Annotated in this window: 14 protein-coding genes; 12 read left to right on the top strand and 2 right to left on the bottom strand. The window is 45.8% G+C overall.

The annotated features are described in order from the left end of the window. Positions 1-20: 20 nt before the first annotated feature. The 6 genes from T491_RS0111035 to T491_RS0111010 all read left to right on the top strand — a co-directional run bounded on the left by T491_RS0111035 (position 21) and on the right by T491_RS0111010 (position 12,408). Entirely contained in the window at positions 21-638 is a 618-nt protein-coding gene (locus T491_RS0111035; protein WP_197018859.1) for a LolA-like putative outer membrane lipoprotein chaperone, read from the top strand. Then, the gene (locus tag T491_RS0111030; protein ID WP_028903939.1) at positions 635-2,629 is read left to right on the top strand and encodes an ABC-F family ATP-binding cassette domain-containing protein; all 1,995 of its coding nucleotides are present in this window, start codon (positions 635-637) and stop codon (positions 2,627-2,629) included. Before T491_RS0111035 ends, T491_RS0111030 begins: the two co-directional genes overlap by 4 nt. Before the next feature lie 13 nt (positions 2,630-2,642). Beyond that, complete coding sequence (locus T491_RS0111025) at positions 2,643-4,676, top strand: M13 family metallopeptidase (protein WP_028903938.1); 2,034 nt, start codon at positions 2,643-2,645, stop codon at positions 4,674-4,676. A gap of 119 nt (positions 4,677-4,795) precedes the next feature. After that, the gene (locus T491_RS0111020) at positions 4,796-5,719 is read left to right on the top strand and encodes a zinc ribbon domain-containing protein (protein ID WP_028903937.1); all 924 of its coding nucleotides are present in this window, start codon (positions 4,796-4,798) and stop codon (positions 5,717-5,719) included. Next, entirely contained in the window at positions 5,720-9,100 is a 3,381-nt protein-coding gene (locus tag T491_RS0111015) for a protein kinase (protein ID WP_081773350.1), read from the top strand. It abuts the gene before it with no gap. Positions 9,101-9,102: 2 nt separating this feature from the next. Next, the gene (locus tag T491_RS0111010) at positions 9,103-12,408 is read left to right on the top strand and encodes an AAA family ATPase (RefSeq protein ID WP_081773349.1); all 3,306 of its coding nucleotides are present in this window, start codon (positions 9,103-9,105) and stop codon (positions 12,406-12,408) included. 155 nt (positions 12,409-12,563) lie between these two features. Here the strand turns inward: T491_RS0111010 and T491_RS17940 are convergent, their stop codons facing one another. Further along, entirely contained in the window at positions 12,564-12,716 is a 153-nt protein-coding gene (locus tag T491_RS17940) for a hypothetical protein (RefSeq protein ID WP_197018858.1), read from the bottom strand. A 37-nt stretch (positions 12,717-12,753) separates the two neighbouring features. Here T491_RS17940 and T491_RS17935 point away from each other — a divergent pair, with 37 nt between their 5' ends. The 5 genes from T491_RS17935 to T491_RS0110985 are packed head-to-tail and all read left to right on the top strand — an operon-like array spanning position 12,754 to position 17,523. Further along, positions 12,754-13,044 (top strand): FHA domain-containing protein, encoded by a 291-nt coding sequence (locus tag T491_RS17935; RefSeq protein ID WP_033147202.1) that lies wholly within the window; start codon positions 12,754-12,756, stop codon positions 13,042-13,044. Positions 13,045-13,060: 16 nt separating this feature from the next. Further along, the gene (locus T491_RS0111000) at positions 13,061-13,804 is read left to right on the top strand and encodes a PP2C family serine/threonine-protein phosphatase (protein WP_028903934.1); all 744 of its coding nucleotides are present in this window, start codon (positions 13,061-13,063) and stop codon (positions 13,802-13,804) included. A 24-nt stretch (positions 13,805-13,828) separates the two neighbouring features. After that, positions 13,829-14,746, top strand: coding sequence for a homoserine O-succinyltransferase (gene metA / locus T491_RS0110995; protein ID WP_028903933.1), 918 nt, complete (start codon positions 13,829-13,831; stop codon positions 14,744-14,746). 5 nt (positions 14,747-14,751) lie between these two features. Continuing rightward, on the top strand, positions 14,752-16,533 hold the full coding sequence (locus tag T491_RS0110990) for a U32 family peptidase (protein ID WP_028903932.1): 1,782 nt from the start codon (positions 14,752-14,754) through the stop codon (positions 16,531-16,533). Between the two features lie 48 nt (positions 16,534-16,581). Then, positions 16,582-17,523, top strand: a complete 942-nt coding sequence (locus tag T491_RS0110985; protein ID WP_028903931.1) for a hypothetical protein — start codon at positions 16,582-16,584, stop codon at positions 17,521-17,523. Here the strand turns inward: T491_RS0110985 and hemW are convergent. Then, a complete protein-coding gene (hemW, locus tag T491_RS0110980; RefSeq protein WP_028903930.1) occupies positions 17,520-18,626 on the bottom strand; it encodes a radical SAM family heme chaperone HemW in 1,107 nt (368 codons plus the stop codon). The genes T491_RS0110985 and hemW overlap by 4 nt on opposite strands. A gap of 127 nt (positions 18,627-18,753) precedes the next feature. Between hemW and T491_RS0110975 the strand changes: the two genes are divergently transcribed. Then, positions 18,754-20,913 (top strand): translation factor GTPase family protein, encoded by a 2,160-nt coding sequence (locus T491_RS0110975; protein WP_028903929.1) that lies wholly within the window; start codon positions 18,754-18,756, stop codon positions 20,911-20,913. The last annotated feature ends 83 nt before the right edge of the window (positions 20,914-20,996 follow it).

The raw sequence follows: 20,996 nt of genomic DNA, 5'->3' as shown, positions 1-20,996 counted from the left end.
CTCCGAAAATAAAAAGATTAATGAGAAATAGGATAATTTTAGCGGTTATCATGTTGTTTGGCGTTATTTGCAACATCGGAGCGCAAGAATCAGCCAACAGCCGACAGGCACGCCGCATTTTTAACAACGCCTACCAGCAAGTATTTGGTGAACAGGGTGCTACATTGCATTACGATGTAAACATCACAGGCATCTATAAAACCCGTGGCACCATCTGGTATAAGGGAAAGAAGAGCAAGTTCGACGAAGCAAGAATGACCTCGTGGAATGATGGCACAACAGTATTCACCTTCAAGAAGAAAAAGGGCGAGGTGGAGATACATAATGCCAAGAACAATAAGAGTGACAAGTACTCGCAGAAGTTCAAGTTCGATCCGGAGAACTATACCTACAGCATCGCGGAGGCAGACAAAGGACTGCTGGTGACATTGAAGTTGATCAAGGGGCGCAAAGGTATGAAGGAGATTCACGCCTTGCTGGAACACAAGACCTATCATCCGATAAGCGTCCGCATCAAAATCGCTTTCATATGGACCACCATTAAGATTAGCGATTTCCAGAGCGGTAGCATTACTGATGAGATGCTGCGTTTTCCCAAAGAGCAATTTAAGAATTATAAATTTGTAGACAAGCGATGATATCGGTAGAAGGACTGAAAGTAGAATTTGGCATCAAACCTTTGTTCGATGGTGCGAGTTTCGTCATCAACGACAGAGATCGCATAGCCCTGGTGGGCAAGAATGGAGCTGGCAAATCAACCATGCTCAAAATACTTTGTGGGCAGCAAAAACCTACAGCAGGCAACGTGAGTGTGCCTAATGATACCAAAATAGGCTATCTGCCGCAGGTGATGATTCTGCAGGACGATACCACTGTGCGTGAGGAAGCTCAGAAGGCCTTTGCCGATAATACGCGGATGAAGGAACGGCTGGAACAGATGAATCAGGAACTGGCTGAGCGTACTGACTATGAGAGTGAGAGTTACCTGGCACTCATCGAGCGATATACTACCGAGCATGAACGGTATATGATGATGGGTGCTGAGAACTATGAGGCTGAGATAGAGCGTACACTCGTAGGACTTGGCTTTGAACGTTCGGATTTCGACCGTCCTACATCAGAATTCTCGGGCGGATGGCGTATGCGAATAGAGTTGGCAAAGATTCTGTTGCAGAAACCTGATGTGTTGTTACTCGACGAGCCTACTAACCATCTGGATATCGAATCCATCCAATGGCTGGAGCAATTCCTGTCGCAGAGCTCAAGTGCTGTGGTACTGGTCAGTCATGACCGTGCCTTTATTAACAATGTCTCGAATCGGACACTCGAGATTTCATGTGGTAAGGTTATCGACTATAAAGTTAAGTATGATGAATATGTGGTGCTGCGTAAGGAACGCCGTGAACAGCAGTTGAGGGCTTACGAGAACCAACAGAAGGAAGTGTCTGAGATGAAGGCATTTATCGAGCGGTTCCGCTATCAGGCTACCAAGGCTGTACAGGTACAGCAGAAGGTGAAACAGCTGGAAAAAATAGTGCCCATCGAGATTGATGAGGTGGATAATTCGGCTATGCACCTGAAGTTCCCACCTTGTCTAAGAAGCGGTGATTACCCTGTAATTTGTGATGAGGTGCGTAAGGATTATGGGGCCCATACGGTCTTTGACCATGTGACCCTGACTATCAAACGTGGCGAAAAGGTAGCTTTCGTAGGTAAGAATGGAGAAGGAAAATCGACTTTGGTGAAATGTATCATGGATGAGATTTCTTATTCTGGCGAACTGAAGGTGGGGCATAACATACAGATAGGCTATTTTGCCCAGAATCAGGCTCAATTGCTGGATGAGAATCTGACCGTGTTCCAGACCATCGATAATGTGGCCAAGGGCGAGATTCGTCTGAAGATTAACGATATATTGGGTGCCTTTATGTTTGGCGGCGAGGAGAGTGACAAGAAAGTGAAGGTGCTGAGTGGTGGCGAACGTAGCCGACTGGCTATGATCAGACTGCTGTTGGAACCAGTAAATCTGTTGATTCTCGACGAGCCTACCAACCATTTGGATATGCCATCGAAGGATGTGCTGAAGGAAGCCATCAAGGCTTTCGACGGTACCGCTATTATCGTGAGTCACGACCGTGAGTTCCTTGACGGACTGGTGACTAAGGTGTATGAGTTCGGCGGTGGAAAGGTACGTGAACATCTGGGTGGTATCTATGACTTCCTGCGTTCGAAAAAGATCAGCGATTTGAACCAGCTTGGTAAGGATACAAATAATTCCCAACGAGGGAATAATTCCTTCCCAGTGAGGGAACAAAATATTCCCAACGTGGGAAAATCTGGCGAGCAGCAGGCTGTTAATCAGGAAGCCTTGAACAAGGTGCTGAATTATGCCGAGCGTAAAGAACTACAGAAACGCAAGAACCGTCTGGAGAAGGCTGTGAAACAGTCGGAAGCCAAGATTGAGCAGATGGAACAGCGACTGAAGGAGCTCGATGAACTGTTGATGGTGCCTGAGAATGCGTCGGACATGACGCTGGTGACAGAATATACTTCTATCAAGCAAAGTCTCGATGAAGAGGTGGAGCGTTGGGAGAAGACAAGTGAAGAATTAGAATCATTAACACAATAAACACTAAAAAGCAATGAAAAGATTTTTAACAATGATGACAATGGCATCAGTATCGATGATGATGATGGCTCAGTCGGAGTTGGGGTCTGGTCTGCATCAGGCTGATTTCAACAAGGCTGTGCGTCCTGGCGATGACTTTTATGAGTATGCGTGTGGTGGTTGGATGAAAAACAATCCACTGCCTGCTGCTTATTCGCGTTATGGCAGTTTCGACCGCTTGCAGGAAGAAAACGACAAGCGTATCAATGGTATCCTGAAGGAGTTGCAGTCGAATTCCTATGCTAAGGGTACTATCGAGCAGAAGCTGAGCGATCTGTATAAGCTGGCTATGGACTCTACACGTCGTAACCAGGAAGGTGTTGCTCCATTGATGCCTCTGATTAAGCGTCTGGAGGCTGCTAAAAGCAACAAGCAGTTGTTAGCCATTCAGTTGGAACTTGCTCCTTACGGTGAGCAGGAGTTCTTCTTTGCAGGCTTTGGCGCCGACGAGAAGAATGCAACTCAGAATATCCTGAACGTGTATCAGGGTGGGCTCTCATTAGGTCAGAAGGAGTATTATCTCGATAATGATAAGGCTACTGCTGATATCCGTGAAGCTTTCAAGAAGCATGTGGTGAAAATGTTCCAGTTGTTCGGGTTCAGCAAGAGCGCTGCAACCAAGAAGATGCAGAACATTATGAAGGTGGAAACCGAGTTGGCAAAGGTGAGCAAGAGCCGTACCGAGTTGCGTGATCCAGAGGCTAACTACAATAAGATGACGCTGAAGGAGTTTGAGGTTAAGTATCCTAACCTGCCATTGGTAAAGGTGATGAATGCCATGGGCATCGAAACCAAGTATCTGCAGGAGATGGTAGTTGGTCAGCCCGACTTCCTGGCAGGCGCCAACAAACTGGTGGGTAACATTAAACCTGCAGAGTACCGCGATGTGATGGAGTGGGGCTTTATTTCAGGTGCCGCTAACTATCTGAACGATGCTACTGTAGCAGAGAGCTTCGACTTCAATGGTAAAATCCGTTCTGGTCGTAAGCAGAACCATCCTCTGTGGAAGCGTAGTACAGCTCAGGTGGAGCGCGTGATGGGCGAGGCTCTTGGTAAGATCTATGCAGAGAAATACTTCCCAGAGGCTGCCAAGCAGCGCATGCTTACCCTAATTAAGAACCTGCAGATTGCTCTTGGTGAGCGCATTGCTGCCCAAAGCTGGATGGACGATTCGACCAAGGTGAACGCCTTGCTGAAGCTGAATTCTTTCTATGTAAAGGTGGGTTATCCTGATAAGTGGACAGATATCTCGGGACTTGAGATTGATCCTGCGAAATCTTATTACGATAACATGCAGGCTTGCGCAAAGTTCTGGCATGCTTGGAATATTCAGCATACCGTTGGCAAGCCCGTTGATCGCGATGATTGGCACATGACACCACAGACTGTGAATGCCTATTATAATCCAACCACCAACGAAATCTGCTTCCCCGCCGGAATCCTTCAGTATCCATTCTTTGATATGAGTGCTGACGATGCCTTCAACTATGGTGCTATCGGCGTAGTAATCGGTCACGAGATGACTCATGGATTTGATGATCAGGGCCGCCAGTTTGATAAGGATGGAAATATGCACGACTGGTGGAAAGAAGCTGATGGAAAGAACTTTACAGAACGTACGGATAAATATGCCGACTTCTTCAGCGCTATCAAGGTACTGCCCGACCTGAATGGTAATGGTCGCCTGACACTCGGTGAAAACCTGGCCGACCATGGTGGTCTGCAGGTGGCTTGGGCAGCCTATAAAAATGCAACTAAGCGCAATCCTCTTGGTGAGAAGGATGGACTGACTGCCGATCAGCGATTCTTCCATGCATATGCTGGTGTATGGGCTGGTAATATTACAGAAGCAGAAATCCGAAATCGTACTAAAAGTGATCCTCACTCACTGGGTCGTTGGCGTGTGAATGGCGCCCTACCTCATATCGATGCCTGGTATGAAGCATTTGGTATTAAGGAGGGTGATAAGATGTTCATTCCTAAGTCTGAACGCCTCGAATTGTGGTAATCTATATCAAAAAAATATGTTTTTTGCCGTCGTAAATGTAAATTTACGGCGGTTTTTTTTGTTTAATTCATTTTTTTATCTATCTTTGCACCTAACTTAAGTTAAAATTCCAACAAACGATGAACGATATTACACAAAACCAAGATCGAACAAACCGAGGTGCAGAGCCGCTTTATCGCGAACGTGCCGTTCAGCAGCCTCAATATCAGCAGGCCGTGCAGATGAATACTGCCAGCGGCGTGCCTTGTCCTCATTGTGGCACTATCAACGAACCGGATGCACTATTCTGTGCATCGTGTGGTAACGCTATCGGTACAACTACCTGCCCCTATTGTGGAGCTGCTGTAGATGCCGATGCCGATTTTTGCGAATCCTGTCGTCACTATATCCGTAAGGACGTGTGCTCTTTCTGTGGCGCCCATCTGCATGGTGCCGAAGCCTACTGTCCGGAATGTGGTAACCCGATAGGCGGAATCGTTTGTCCCGTTTGTAGAACCCATAATGATTTTTCGTTCTGCAAACAGTGTGGTACCCCTCTCACAGAAGAGGCACGCCTATTGAAGGAGAAGGTACTAGAAATGCCAGAGTATCAGCAGATGCAGCGTCTGGCTGATGAGATACAGAAACTTGATCAGCAGATACCTTATGTGACAGAGCAAGATAGAGAGCGTGATCGTAAGAGTCAGGAGTTACGTCAGCGTGTATTGATGTTGTTGGCTCAGGATCGTGGTCTGGATCGTGTGGATGCCAATCTGGCCGATCATAAGATTATGAGCAAGGACGAATACGATAAGAAAAAACAGGAGCGTATGGAGATGCTGTCAAGACTGCTTGACCAGATGGCACAATTGCCTCAAACCAAGCCTGCTCAGGTGCGCAATTATGCCATGGCTTGTAAGCCTCAGGGTGTGCGCTTGGCCTGGGAGTGCAATTTTAAACATGCATTGCATTCCAGCCCCTGTGGATGTGCTAAGCCGCAGATGGGTGGCAAATGGATAGTTCTTGGTAAGGGTACTAGAAAAGAAATTAAAGACGATATCTAAATGAGTACGGTTCGAACTCCACAAAATACGGTCAACGATAACGAAGATGTGAATCTCGATAAAACGAGAAGAGCTACCGCTTTCGATTTTATGCCGCAGACTCCTCTGGAAGAGCCTGAGGATAAGCCTTTGGATGGTACAATCAGAAGTCCGCAAATGCCACCAATTGATGTCATCCCGTCCGGAAAACCCAAGATTGATGTCGTTCCTTCTGCCAAACCGAAGATCGATGTCATTCCGTCAGTTAAACCGAAGATTGACGTTGTGCCTTCTGTTAAACCAACGATAGAGGTTGTTCCATCGGCCAAGCCGGTGACTGACGAGAAACCACTTGATGGCACAGTCCGAGCTCCCGGCTTCGACCAGCCTATAGCACCGGTATCACCGGTATCGTCGGACTCTCCTGCTGCTCCATCGTTAAGTGGTACGACACGTGGCGTTCAGCCTCAGGTACAGTCACAGGCGCGCCCTAATGTCAATATCTCGATTGTATCTTCTGCCGAGAGCGCAAGTCGAGTTAACAAAATCCGACAGCAGCGTGTAGTGCTTGATGAGAACATCTTTGTACTGAAAGGTCAGAACTATAAGCGCGTCTCGGTATTAAGTGAGAATACAGGTGAGGCGCAGGTGTACTTGGTTGAGAAAGATCATCAGGAGTATGTTCTGAAGATATACTATCCCAATTTCGATGTGAATCGTAAGATTCTGCAGACAGTGCTGAATTTCGATTTCGAAATGGTGGTGAAGGTTTACGACTTCGGTAAAACCTACGTTGACGGAAAGCATCGTTATTATGAGCTGATGGAGTATCTTCGCGGCGGCTCTATGGCAGACTTCAAGCTGGAGGGCGATATGGACAAATTCCGTCGTATCGCCTTGCAGGGTGCAGCAGCCTTGGCATATTGCCACCAGTGTAAGATATTACATAAGGATATCAAACCAGGCAACTTTTTCTTCCGTGATACGGATCATACAGAGTTGGTACTGGGGGATTTCGGTATCTCAAGTATGCTGGAGGACGATGGTAAAGCTCATAAGACAACTCAGGCTCGTACCCCCATCTATGCTGCTCCGGAAATGTATGCAGACGTGATTGATGGCGTGGTTGAAATTTCGCCTAAGGCCGATTATTATTCGTTAGGTATCAGTCTGATGACACTTTGGTTGGGCGAGAGTCCTATGAGTACCAATGAGCGCGTCATGATGCGCCAGAAGAACGAAGGCCGTATCCCACATGTCAACGAACTTCCTGAGCGTATCAAACTGCTTGTGATGGGACTGACGGTTGTCAATCCTATTAACCGTTGGGGATACGAACAGGTAGAACAATGGTTCTTAGGCGAGAGCCCTAAGGTTGATCTTTCTTCGCCATTCCTCAAGTATCAGAGCTTTATTGTTGACCCAGAGCGTAATTTGGTTGCCGAGAATATCCACGAGCTGATTCCGATGTTGTTGGCCAACGAGAAAGTGGCTATCGGTTATCTGTATAATGGTCGTATCACCCAATGGCTGGAAGCATGCGGAAACAGTAAGCTCAGTACCATCGTAAAGGATATCATATCCAAACGCTATCCTATTGATCAACGTGCAGGATTGATGGCTTCACTCTATGCAATGGAGCCAACTTATGCGTATAAGGATTTGCGAGGCAACTTGTGTGATGATATTCATAGTATCTGCATTTCATTGTTGAGCAATCAGGATGATTATGCTTTGGCATTGGGAAATCCTAATGATAACTTCTACCTCTATATTGAGACTCATACCAGTTGTGATGTTGAGCGTTTGCGTTCTTACTTCAAGGGCGTGGATCACACGAATAAGGAAGAAGTACGCATAGCCATTATGCGAATTGTGCTCGAGGTAGATCCTGAGATACCTTTTATGGTGAAGCATCCGTCGTCAACCATTAACGAGATTGTTTCCGCCTTTAGCAACGATGATATTACTGAGGATGAGTGGCACAGTCTGATTGATGGTCGACTATTGGCGTGGATGTATAGTCACGAAGATCAGATGGCTTGCGAGAGTTTGCGCATAATGACTCAGGGGCAGAATTTCTCAATGAACCTTGCATATAAGGTGCTGTACAACCTGAATCGTGAATCGGCTTACGATCTGGCCAAGGCGTTCACGCCGATGCAGGTAGGCGAATATCTGAACGAACGTCTACATAAGGCACAGAATCTGAGCGACAAGGAGTTCGAGGCTGCCATGAAGGATATAACAGAGCTTGATGGACGATTTGCCTATTATGCCCAGTTGCATGGATGGAGTGAGATGTATAATGAGCATAATCGTTGTTTCGATTTTAAGAGCGATGAGAACAAAGAACGTTTGGGCGCTTACGATGCAAAGACAGCTGTCTATCGATTCTGCCGTATTCTGGGGGTAACCCCGACTTATCAGATGCCCGATGGCATTGAGTATGCTGACGGCCGTAATCTGCAGTCCAAGAAGATGCAGGTGTTCCGCAATGAAGTCAGAAACGGTTCGATGGCTCAGTGGATGTCGGTATTCTATCACGAAGATCCCAATGCAGACTTCATGCAGGAGTATTCGTATGAGCATGCTATTGAAGACTGGCTGATGGCTCTCGGAAAGATAGATCCATCACAGCGTTATTACAAACGTTTTGTAGAGGCCCGCGATGAAACCCAGAAACGCGTGAAGAACGTTAAGGATCACTGGCAGAGAGCCAAGACCAAGGAGAACGTTTGGCGTATGGTATTCTATGGGCTGAGCGGTGTCTGGCTGTTATTTGTCCTGCTATTCGGTGTTACTAATCCTGAGTATATCCTGACGCATACCTTCATCAGTATCGGCATGCCGTTGGGTGGTATGACAGGTCTGATTGTGGGTACACGCTCGTTCTTCAAAGGATACGATTTCATGTTCTCGTTCCTGTGGGGATTGGTTGGCGCATTTACCTGCTTTATACCTATTATAATATTAAAGTATATAGGTGCATCGCATCCCACACTATTCAATATCGCAGTTATTGTGATTACACTGATTTACATGTTGGTGTGCCATCTGACTGATTTCCGTGGTGATGAGAAGGCTGACAGCAAATTGATTTCGGAGGTTTTGGAGAATGACGTTAAGTCGAATCTGATAGAACCGTTGTATTATACATTTAAGGCAAGAACTTATAAGTTTAAAGGTTCTAAGTTCGGCTTGCTGAACGATGTGACAGATCAGGTCCGCTCTATCAGTGGAGAAAGTATCTTGCACTATGTGCTGTGGAGTTTACTGATGCTGGTATTTGTGATGTCATTTATCATATTCAGTCCATCGATGCTGAACATAGCTAATCCAAATAGCCATATGAAGAAAGCCCCTGCAAGTATTATTAAGAAAATCGATAGAGACGTATAATAATGGTTTGTGAGAATTGTCATAAAGAAAACAGAAGCATAGCTAAGTTTTGCAAGTGGTGCGGACAGCCCCTTGCAAGTACTGATTTGCTTGATAAACTGGTGGGACTTGATGAGGTCAAAAACCAGTTGAAAACCATTGTGGAGACTTATACGTTTCTGCGTTCTCGCAAAGATATCACAAATGCCCGTATATCCCTTAATGCTGTGGTTATCGGCGAAACAGGTACGGGTAAGACTGCTTTAGCCGAAATTCTGCGTGATTACTTCTATCAGCATAAAATCATTGAGAAACCCAAGTTGATGATGGTGGATGCTGTAGATTACCAGCGTTTTGTAGATAAGTGGGATGATAATATTAAGAATGCAAAGAACGGAATATTGTTCTTCGATAATGTACAGAAACTGCTGCCAGATAAGTATTCCAATCAGGTGAACCCGCTCGACAAGCTATTTGTCGAAATGGATAAGTGGGAAGATAATCCTATCGTAATTATCTCAGGACTCTCGAAGGGATTGGAAGACTTTCTGGAGAGCAATCCAGCTGTAGCGAACCGATTCAAGTACACGTTCCGTATGACAACGCCTGGTTTCCAGGAACTGACTCAGATCTGTAAGTTGAACCTGAGACTGAAGTATGGTATTACGGAGTTCTCGCCTGAGGCAGAAAAGCAGTTGGCCCGTTTCTTTAAGTATCAGGTAAAGATTAAAGACGAAACTTTTGGATATGGACATTTGGCCAACAAGACGGCAGAAGACATCTTCACACAATATATCAGTCGTGGTGCCAATGCAACCAGAGTGGAGGTCGGCGATATCAAGGGATATGTACCTGAGGAGCGTTCGGTGGAGGATATCCTGAAGGATCTGGATACCTACATTGGCATGGACGAGGTAAAGGCCGCCGTGAAGGAAATGGCTTACTCTGTACAGAATGCCATGCAACGTGCAGAACGTGGACTTGGTGAACAGGAGAAAATGTCGATGCACATTATTCTTACAGGTAATCCTGGTACAGGTAAGACTACTATCGCCCGTAAACTTGGTGAGATATTGGCATCTATAGGCTATCTTGATAGCGGTCACGTTGTAGAAGTGGACCGTGCCAAGATGGTGAGTCAGTATCAGGGTGAGACGCCTAAGGTTGTTGATGCATTATGCGACAAGGCTAAGGGTGGAATCCTGTTTGTTGATGAGGCTTATACGTTGGCTCCTGTAAGTGCTTCGGGCGATAGAGACGCTCAGGGGGCACAGGCGCTGGAAAAACTGATGAAGCGTATGGAGGATGATCGCGGACAGTTTATCGTGATTGCTGCTGGCTATCGCACGGAGATGGAAAATCTGTTCCGTGTGAACCCAGGCTTCCGTAGTCGATTCAATTACTTCCTTGACATCAAGGACTACTCGCCTGCAGAGCTCTATCAGATTATGCAGGTATTTGCTAAACAGAAGAAGTATATCTTCTCGTCAGAGGCTGAAGCACTTACACAGAAGATGATTAAGGAGTTGTACGACTCTCGCGATAAAGACTTTGCCAATGGTCGTACAATGCGTACTCTCTTCGACCAGATATGCAAGAAGCAGGCACAGCGCCTGCAGGGTGCAAACATCTCGCTGATGAGCAACGAGGAACTCATGACCATCAAACCAGAGGATGTGCCATACGAGGCTCCACAAAGCGTCAGCGCCGACGATTGTCTGAAGAAACTCGATGGACTTGTTGGACTTTCTGGTGTAAAGAAAGAAATCGTGAATCTCACCGCCTATCTCAATTTGCAGATTGCTCGCGGAGATACCAATACCTTCCAAGGTAAGCATTATGTATTTACAGGTAATCCAGGAACAGGTAAGACTACTGTGGCTCGTATCATGGCCGATATATTCAAGACACTCGGTGTAGTGTCGAGGGGACAGCTTGTTGAAGCCGATCGCTCTAAACTGGTAGCAGGATTTGCTGGTCAAACAGCTATCAAAACTAATCAACTGGTAGATCAGGCTATGGGTGGTATACTGTTTATCGATGAAGCATATACATTGAAGTCGAGTGATAATGATACCTTTGGATCAGAAGCCATTGATACATTGTTGAAGCGTCTGGAAGATGATCGTGGTAAGTTTATTTGTATCGTGGCGGGTTATACCGACCAAATGCACGACTTTATCGATACTAATCCAGGTCTGAAGAGTCGCTTCACACAGACTATCCACTTTGATGACTATACACCAGACGAGCTGACTGAGATATTCCTTCATTTGGCTGCTGGCAAGAACTTCACTGTCGACGAGGATACCAGAGCTGCTATTCATCGTCTGTTCGAACAGCTCTATCTGCGTCGTGACAAGAACTTCGGTAATGCCCGTGAGGCACGTCGCATCTTCAACGAAGCCATTGAGCGTCAGAGTCAGCGTCTTGTCAAGCAGATGTCTGTTCCAGGTTTCAAGGAGAGCGATATGTTCGCTCTTACGAAGGAAGACCTGCCAATGTCTCAGGCAGAGGCTGCACGTCCGCTCGATGTGGTACTCAACGAAATCGAGGAGTTCATTGGTATGCGCAGCGTCAAGGATTCTATTCGCAGGTTGGCTGTTCAAAGTATGTTCATGAAGCAGCGTGCTGCTATGGGTGCAGGTAATGTACAGCAGATGGCGATGAACTTTATCCTGACAGGTAATCCTGGAACAGGTAAGACATCAATAGCCCGTAAGATGGGTGAGATACTTCAGGCAATGGATATCCTGCCAACCTCACATGTGATAGAGGCCAGTCGTGCAACTCTTGTAGGAAAATACATGGGTGAGACACCGAAGATTGTGAACAATATGTGTGACAAGGCTATGGGCGGTATCCTGTTTATCGACGAGGCATACACCCTGAGCGATGGCGGCGATATGTATGGCAAGGAGGCTATCGATACCCTGATGAAACGTATGGAAGACGATCGTGGCAAGTTTGTGGTAATCGCAGCTGGTTACAAGGATAAGATGGATGAATTCCTGATGATGAACGCCGGACTGGCCAGCAGATTCTCCCACAAGTTACATATCGATGACTATGATGCCGACGAGCTGCTTGCTATATACAAGCATATGGCTCAGAAGGAGCAATACAAGCTTACACCGGAGTCAGAGCTTAAGGCCCTCGATAAGATCTATAAGATGGTTCTTATGAAGTCGGATTCTTGGGGTAATGCCCGTGAAATGCGTAACCTGCTCGATTCTACTATCCAGAATTTGTCGGAGCGTGTATCCATGCTGCCGCCTGATCAGGTTACAAAGGAAACATATCAGATTATACTACCAGAAGATATTTAAAGAAAGATGATTATTTGTCCAGCATGTAGGGAAGGAATAGATGACGATTCCCATTTCTGTGACCAATGTGGGCAGGAGCTGTTGTTCTGTAAGCAATGCGGTCATGTAGGGTTAGGAAGACGTTGCACTCGTTGTGGCGGCTTGATGGCCTTGCGTCATGATCGTGTTGTCGTTGAAAAGCAGCCCGAGGCGGTTGTTAGTATGGCTAATATATCGTCTAATGTTTCGTCTAATGTTTCGTCCAGCGTTTCGTCAAACATATCACCCAGCGTATCGTCAAACATATCGGTGACACCAGGATTCTCCATTTCTCAGGTAGGTCCTTCACATGGAGGTATTCCTGTCATGACATTAACTAATGATAGCCTCAATATACGAATTGTTGCCATGAATGGCGCTATCATTGGGCGCCGTAAAGGACCGTATGTCCAGTTCTTTGAGCAGCATTCTTATGTGTCGGGCATTCATGCTCAGCTGAAGTATAAGTCGGGGACTGGTTGGTGCGTCATTGATAAGAATTCATCTAATGGAACAAGGGTTAATCAACAACCCATCCAGCCTGATGTTGAAACGATGTTGAAGAATGGTGATGTGCTGATGATTGCCAATATAAGTCTCCAAGTGATAATAAAATAGTAAGTAATATAGTAAGATGATAACAATACACATGACTGCAGCCAGTAAAGTGGGTTGCGTACGTAGTCAGAACGAAGACATGGTGCTGTTAGGAAATCATTTTGTAAGGAATGATAAATTCGAGACTCGTGTTGATTTGACAAATGGTGATAGGTATATTGTGGCTGTTGCTGATGGTATGGGTGGTCATAATCGTGGTGATGTTGCCAGCAGTGATGCTTTGCACAATCTGCAGTTTTTTTTCCATGATCTGCCTATTGGCCTGAATCCAGAGGCTATCAATCAGATGTTTATTGGATGGTTGGATCACATCAATAATATCGTTGCTTCGAAGGGACGTTCTGACGAACAGTATAAAGGTATGGGTACAACCTTGGTGGGACTGGTGTTCTATGAAGGTGAATTCTATTCGCTGAATTGTGGCGATAGCCGCTTGTACCGTTTTCGGGATGGTGAGCTTACCCAACTTACAACCGACCACTCACTGAGTAATATGTTGGGTTCAAGTCATCATTCTAATGTTATCACGAATTGTATCGGAGGAGGTTGTTCAACTTCTTTCATGGATATTGTGAAGATGACTGCGGATGTAAAGGAAGGGGATTTGTATCTGTTGTGTAGTGACGGATTGACCGATATGTTGCCGGATTCAATCATTACCACGCTCCTTTCTACTGGTTCTGATGCCAACAACCTATGTGATGCTGCTGTTGCTGCAGGAGGCTTGGATAATGTGTCGTGTTGTATTGTGCAATTTTAAAATGTTGAATAGGAAGAAAAAGAAATGCCACTAAGATTACCAGACAGACTGCCCGCCATAGATATTCTTAAGAACGAGAATATCTTTGTTATGGATAACTCGCGGGCCACAACTCAGGATATCCGTCCGCTTAAGATTGTTATATTGAATCTGATGCCTCTGAAGATTACTACGGAGACAGATTTGGTGCGACTGCTGTCGAATACACCTTTGCAGATGGAAATAAACTTTATGAAATTAAAAAGTCATACCCCCAAGAATACGCCGATAGAGCACATGATGATGTTCTATCGTGACTTTGAATCAATGCGTAACGAGAAGTTTGATGGTATGATTATTACAGGTGCGCCAGTAGAGACGATGGACTTTGAAGACGTAACCTATTGGGACGAGATTACCGATATCTTTACATGGGCCAAAACCCACGTCACCAGTACCTTATATATCTGTTGGGCTGCTCAGGCTGGCCTTTATTACCATTATGGTGTGCCCAAGTACCCTTTGGAAAAGAAGATGTTCGGCATATTCCCACAAACACCTGTTGATACAAAACTGCCCATCTTCCGTGGGTTCGACGATGTGTTTATGATGCCTCATAGCCGTCATACCGAGATTCATCGTGAGGACGTATTGGCTAATCCTGAACTTACACTTCTGGCCGAATCGCCTGAGAGTGGTGTCAGCATGGTGATGGCGCGTGGTGGTCGTGAGTTCTATATTACCGGCCACTTGGAATATGCGCCAAACACACTCGACAACGAGTATAAGCGCGACCGTGGTATCCGCGACGATGTGGATATGCCTAAGAATTACTATCGCGATGATAATCCTGACAACGCCCCAGTAGTAACCTGGCGTGCACATGCCAATCTGTTGTATAACAACTGGATAAACTACTATGTTTATCAGGAAACACCGTATAATATCGAAGAAATCAAGTAAGCTAAGTGACAGCATTAGAATTGTTAGCTCCTGCCAAAAATCTGGCATGTGGTATCGCTGCCATCGATCATGGTGCCGATGCGGTTTATATTGGTGCACCTAAATTCGGTGCCCGTGCGGCTGTGGGTAATAGCGTTGATGACATCCGGGAATTATGTGATTATGCGCATCAGTTTGGTGCCAAAATCTATGTAACGCTCAATACCATTGTCTATGATCATGAACTTGATGAGGCACAAAAACTGATTAACCAGTTGGCTGAGATTGGTGTTGATGCCATCTTGGTTCAGGATATGGGCTTGCTGCAGTTTATGCAGGATAAGCCTTTTGAGATTCATGCCTCTACGCAGACCGATAACCGCACAGCCGACAAGGTACGCTGGTTGCAACAAGTAGGGTTCTCGCGTGCTGTCCTTGCGCGTGAGCTTTCCGCAGAAGAGATAGCGGACATCCATCGTGAGGTTCCTGATATGGAACTCGAAGTATTTGTACATGGTGCATTATGTGTCAGCTATTCGGGCATTTGTTATGCTTCGCAGTATTGTTTCCAGCGTAGCGCCAATCGTGGTGAGTGCGCTCAGTTTTGCCGTATGCGTTTCTCGCTCGTCGATGCTGATGGAATAGAGATTGAACATGAGCGTTACCTGCTTTCGCTCAAGGATATGAATCAGAGCGAGAATCTTGATAAACTTATTGAGGCAGGTGCAGTGTCGTTCAAAATCGAAGGACGCCTGAAGGATGTGGCTTATGTGAAGAACGTAACCGCTGCCTATAGCGAACGCCTTAATACCTATATCCGTAAGCATGCCGATCAGTATTGTCGTGCGTCGAAGGGACATTGCGAATATACGTTTACACCTAATCTGAATCGTACGTTTAATCGCGGCTACACCACATACTTTATGAATGGACGACAGCCAGATATAGCCTCGTTTGATACGCCTAAAGCTGTCGGTGAGTTTGTGGGGAAGGTGAAGGAAATCCGTCACGATAGTTTTAATGTAGCAGGAACTGCCAGCTTTGCCAACGGCGATGGCTTATGTTTCTTGAATCAAGACAGACAGTTTGAAGGTTTTCGTGCTAACCGGGTGGTTGGTAATAGAATCTATCCTTTCAAGATGCCTGCAGGATTGCGCCCGGGGATGTCGCTTTATCGTAATAACGACCAGGAGTTTGAACGTATTCTTTCTAAACCCAGTGCTACGCGTAAACTGCCTATCAGCATCACTTTGCGTGCTGTGGATGATGGCTATGAGCTGAGTGCAGATGGGATGACGTTGCGTTTCCCGGCAGAGCATCAGTTGGCACAGAAATCGCCTCGTGAGAATCTGGTTCGTCAGCTTTCTAAGTTAGGTGATACTATCTACGATTGCAAAGAGGTGATAGTGCCTGATGATTTCAATTATTTCATTCCTAACAGTCAATTGGCTGATATGCGTCGACAGTTGATAGAGGCTCTTGTACAGCCACACCGCAAGGTGAAGCGTTCAGTAGTCCGTGTAAATCCTGGTGTGAAAGAATTGAGTTATCTGAATAATATATCCAATCACCAGAGTGCCATGTTCTATGGTACTGATGAATTGTCTGCCTATGAACTGAAAGGTGGCAATGGACCTATTATGCAATGTCGTCATTGTATTCGCTACTCATTGGGTTACTGTGTAAAACGTGGTGGTAAGCGTCCTACATGGCACGAACCTCTTTCTTTGGTATTGGGTGATGGTCGTCGATTCCGTTTGGAATTTGATTGTAAGCATTGCCAGATGAACGTCATTGCTAGTGAATAAAGAATAGTGAATAGTTTGAGAAATTATAATACGATTCTGCGAAGATTGATGAGAGTATTGCTCTTGTCACTATTTGCTGTTAACTATTCATTATTCACAACTTCCTGCTATAATCGTGGACCTATTACGCCCGATGCTTGGGATCTCACAGAAAAACAGCTCGACTCCATATCGTTCTATACCACCCATCATTATACGCAGAACTATAATTTTGTGGTGACGGGTGATTCGCTGGTGGTTGTTGAACAACAGCCAGAGGATATGTCGGTACCAGATGTTGTGAGCATTGAAATTGAGTCAATTGGCGAAGAGATGAAGAAAGACTCAATCACGTTGCGTCGCCATGAGCATCTGGTGGTAGCAGATATCAAGACTGTTCCTTCTGATACCATCGACTCTGTGTGGGTGAAAGTAGCACGTGATCAATTGACCTTCGGATGGGTGCATGAGAACGAGCTGCTTGCCAAGGTTTCGCCTGATGATCCTATCAGTCAGTTTATCGATACTTTCTCTAATATCCACCTCTTGGTGTTTATGGCCTTCTGTGTTCTCACAGGTGCAGCTTATGGCTTGCGTCGCTTAATGAGAAAGGGATGTAAGATTGTACATTTCAATGATATACCGTCATTCTATCCTTCGCTATTGTGTCTGCTAATAGCTTCATCGGCTGTGCTCTATAGTAGTATACAACTTTTTGGACCGGAAACGTGGCGGCACTTCTACTATCATCCATCGCTAAATCCCTTTGCACTACCATTCTGGCTGGGGGTGTTTATCTCGTCGGTCTGGGCGCTGGTTATTGTTTCGATAGCTACAGTGGATGATGTAACGCGAATCCTCTCACTTGGTGAGGCTATCCTCTATTTGGTGGGACTAGCAGCAGTATGTGCTGTACTCTATGTCGTATTCAGCATAACCACCTTGTATTATATAGGTTATCCATTGCTTGTGGCCTATTACTATTTTACAATTAAGTGTTATAAGCATTAGACGATCATCAAGTCACTCATAATCATATCGCTTACAAAGAGTCCCTCTTTTGTGAGCGATAACTTTTTGTCGATGAGCTTGAGCAGTCCTGCATCTAAATGGCGTTGGGCGTTGGTGAGACAAAATTCTCTTTGGCCATCGGATAAGGTGCTGATATCTAAACCGTCGCTTGTTCGTAGTGCTACCGTGATAGTATCGTTATATTGCGTATCTTCATCGAGTGTCTCCATTTCAAATACGCGTTTGCCTTGCTCTATACCTTCGATATACTTATGGATATCAGCCACGTTCCAACTACGTGTCTGGATATCGTACGAATGTGCAGCTGCTCCTATACCGATATAGGGGACACCTTGCCAATAGCTGCTATTGTGACGTGAACGATACCCAGGACGGGCAAAGTTGGAAATCTCGTAATGCTCATAGCCCGCAACTTCCAGTTTCTCTAATAGCATATAATACATCTGTCGTTCAAGTTCCTCGTCAATCTCTGAGACTTTGCCTTGCTCCAGTAGCCGGTAGAGTGGGGTGCCTTCTTCGTACATCAGACAATAGGTAGATATATGCTCAACGCCAAGTTCTAAAGCTTGTTCTATGTCATTTTCCCACTCATTGATGGTTTGATGGGGAAAACCGTACATCAAGTCGATACTGATATTCCGCTCTCCTGCCTGGCGAAGTGTTTCGACGGCTTGTCGAACCTGCGAGGCTGTGTGGCGGCGGCACAGAAATATGAGTCGTTCGTTGTTGAATGTCTGTGCCCCCATACTGATACGGTTGATGGGGAGCTGTTGTAATCCTGTAATTGTCTCTGCTTTTACGTCGTCGGGATTCATCTCGATAGTTACTTCGGCATCAGGTCCCACCTTATTATATATATATATTGTATCAAGAATCTTCTTCAATTGGTCAATTGATAACTGGCTGGGAGTGCCTCCGCCAATATATATCGTACTGATAGGAGTACTCGTTTTTCTCATCTCAATCTCCTTGCATACGGCTTGTGTATATGCTTCGCGGAGATCCAGCCCCGTGGTAGAATAGAAGCCGCAATAGATGCACCGACTGCTACAAAAAGGAATATGAATGTATAATCCTGCCATTTTTGGGTTATTTTGCTTGCAAAAATACTAATTTAGTTTAATATTTGAAAGATTCTTTTGGTGTTTTCTCAAAAAATACCTAATTTAGTGCCCGATTATAAGTATTCACCTAAAAACCAAAAAAGATATGAAGGTATATCAGACTAACGAAATCAAAAACATTGCACTTATTGGCAGTGCGGGTAGCGGCAAGACCACTCTTGCCGAAAGTATGCTTTATGAAGCAGGTATTATCAAACGTCGTGGCTCAGTAGAGCAGAAAAACACTGTTAGCGACTATTTCCCAGTAGAACAGGAATATGGTTACTCAGTGTTCTCGACAGTTTTTCACGTTGAATGGAACAATAAGAAGCTCAACATCATTGACTGTCCAGGTTCTGACGACTTCGTAGGTGGCTCAATCACTGCAATGAACGTCACAGACCAGGCAGTTATTCTTATTAATGGCCAGTATGGTCCAGAGGTAGGAACGATGAATGCTTTCCGCAATACAGAGAAGTTGAAGAAACCCGTTATCTTCCTGGTAAACCAGTTGGATCGCGAGAATTGCGACTTTGATCAGATTCTGAATCAGCTCAAGGATATCTATGGTCCTAACTGTGTCCCAGTTCAGTATCCAATAGCCACAGGCCCTGGTTTCAATGCTGTGATTGATGTGCTTCTGATGAAGAAGTACTCTTGGAAGCCCGAGGGTGGTGCTCCCATCATTGAGGATATTCCAGCTGACCAGTTGGAGAAGGCTAAGGAAATGAAGGCGAAGCTGGTTGAGGCCGCTGCCGCTGGTGACGATACCTTGATGGAGAAATTCTTCGAGAGCGAGGATCTGAGCGAAGACGAGATGCGTGAGGGTATCCGCAAGGGTATGGTTACTCGTAGCATTTATCCAGTGTTCTGTGTTTGTGCAGGTAAGGATATGGGTGTTCGCCGTCTGATGGAGTTCCTGGGTAATGTGGTTCCATTCGTAAGCGACATGCCTGTTATTCAGAATGCTGCCGGTCAGGATGTACCTGCTGATGCAAGTGCGCCTACATCGCTCTATTTCTTCAAGACAGGTGTTGAGCCACATATTGGTGAGGTATCTTACTTTAAGGTTATGAGTGGTGTGGTTAAGAGCGGTGACGATCTTACCAATGCTGATCGTGGTTCTAAGGAGCGTATGGGTACTATCTACGCTTGTGCTGGCGCTAACCGTATTCAGGTTGATCAGCTCGTAGCTGGTGATATTGGCTGTACTGTTAAGTTGAAGGATGTAAAGACTGGAAACACTCTGAATGGCAAGGATGTAGAGAATAAGTTCAACTTCATTAAGTATCCTAACTCTAAGTTCTCTCGTGCCATTAAGGCTGTCAACGAGAGCGAGACAGAGAAGATGATGACCGCTCTTCAGAAGATGCGTCAGGAGGATCCTACATGGGTTGTTGAGCAGTCTAAGGAATTGCGCCAGATTATTGTTCATGGTCAGGGAGAGTTCCACCTGCGTACCTTGAAGTGGCGTATGGAGAACAACGAGAAGATCCAGATTGAATATATCGAGCCAAAGATTCCTTATCGTGAAACCATCACCAAGATGGCCCGTGCAGACTATCGTCATAAGAAACAGTCGGGTGGTGCCGGTCAGTTCGGTGAGGTGCACCTCATCGTCGAGCCTTATACCGAGGGCATGCCCGATCCTACATCGTTCAAGATCAACGGTCAGGAGTTCAAGATGAATATCAAGGGTAAGGAGGAGATCAACCTCGACTGGGGTGGCAAATTGGTCTTCATCAACTCAGTGGTTGGTGGCGCTATCGATATGCGTTTCATGCCAGCCATCCTCAAGGGTGTGATGGAGCGCATGGAGCAGGGTCCGCTCACAGGTTCGTATGCCCGCGACGTGCGTGTCATCGTCTATGATGGTAAGATGCACCCCGTTGACTCTAACGAGCTCTCGTTCATGCTGGCTGCACGTAATGCCTTCTCAGCCGCCTTCAAGGAGGCCGGTCCAAAGGTGCTCGAGCCTATCTATGACCTCGAAGTACTCGTGCCTGGCGACTATATGGGTGATGTGATGAGCGACCTCCAGGGCCGTCGTGCCATCATCATGGGTATGGACTCAGAGGCTGGCTATCAGAAGCTCAGTGCCAAGATTCCTCTCAAGGAGCTGTCAAGCTATTCTATCGCCCTGAGCTCGCTCACTGGTGGTCGTGCTTCGTTCTCTACCAGCTTCTCCAGCTACGAGCTCGTGCCAAACGATATCCAGCAGGCACTCATCAAGCAGCATGAGGAAGAGATGAAGGATGAGGATTAATCTTCACGCCATATTTTAAGTTGGAATCCCCGCTATTTTGATAGTGGGGATTCTTTTATCTTAGTTAAAATGTCGCAACTAAA

This window comes from Prevotella sp. P6B4, assembly GCF_000619985.1.
In the GTDB taxonomy this organism is placed as follows: domain Bacteria; phylum Bacteroidota; class Bacteroidia; order Bacteroidales; family Bacteroidaceae; genus Prevotella.
The sequence above is the reverse complement of the archived record's forward strand: the minus strand, read 5'-3'. Positions and strand labels throughout refer to the sequence as shown.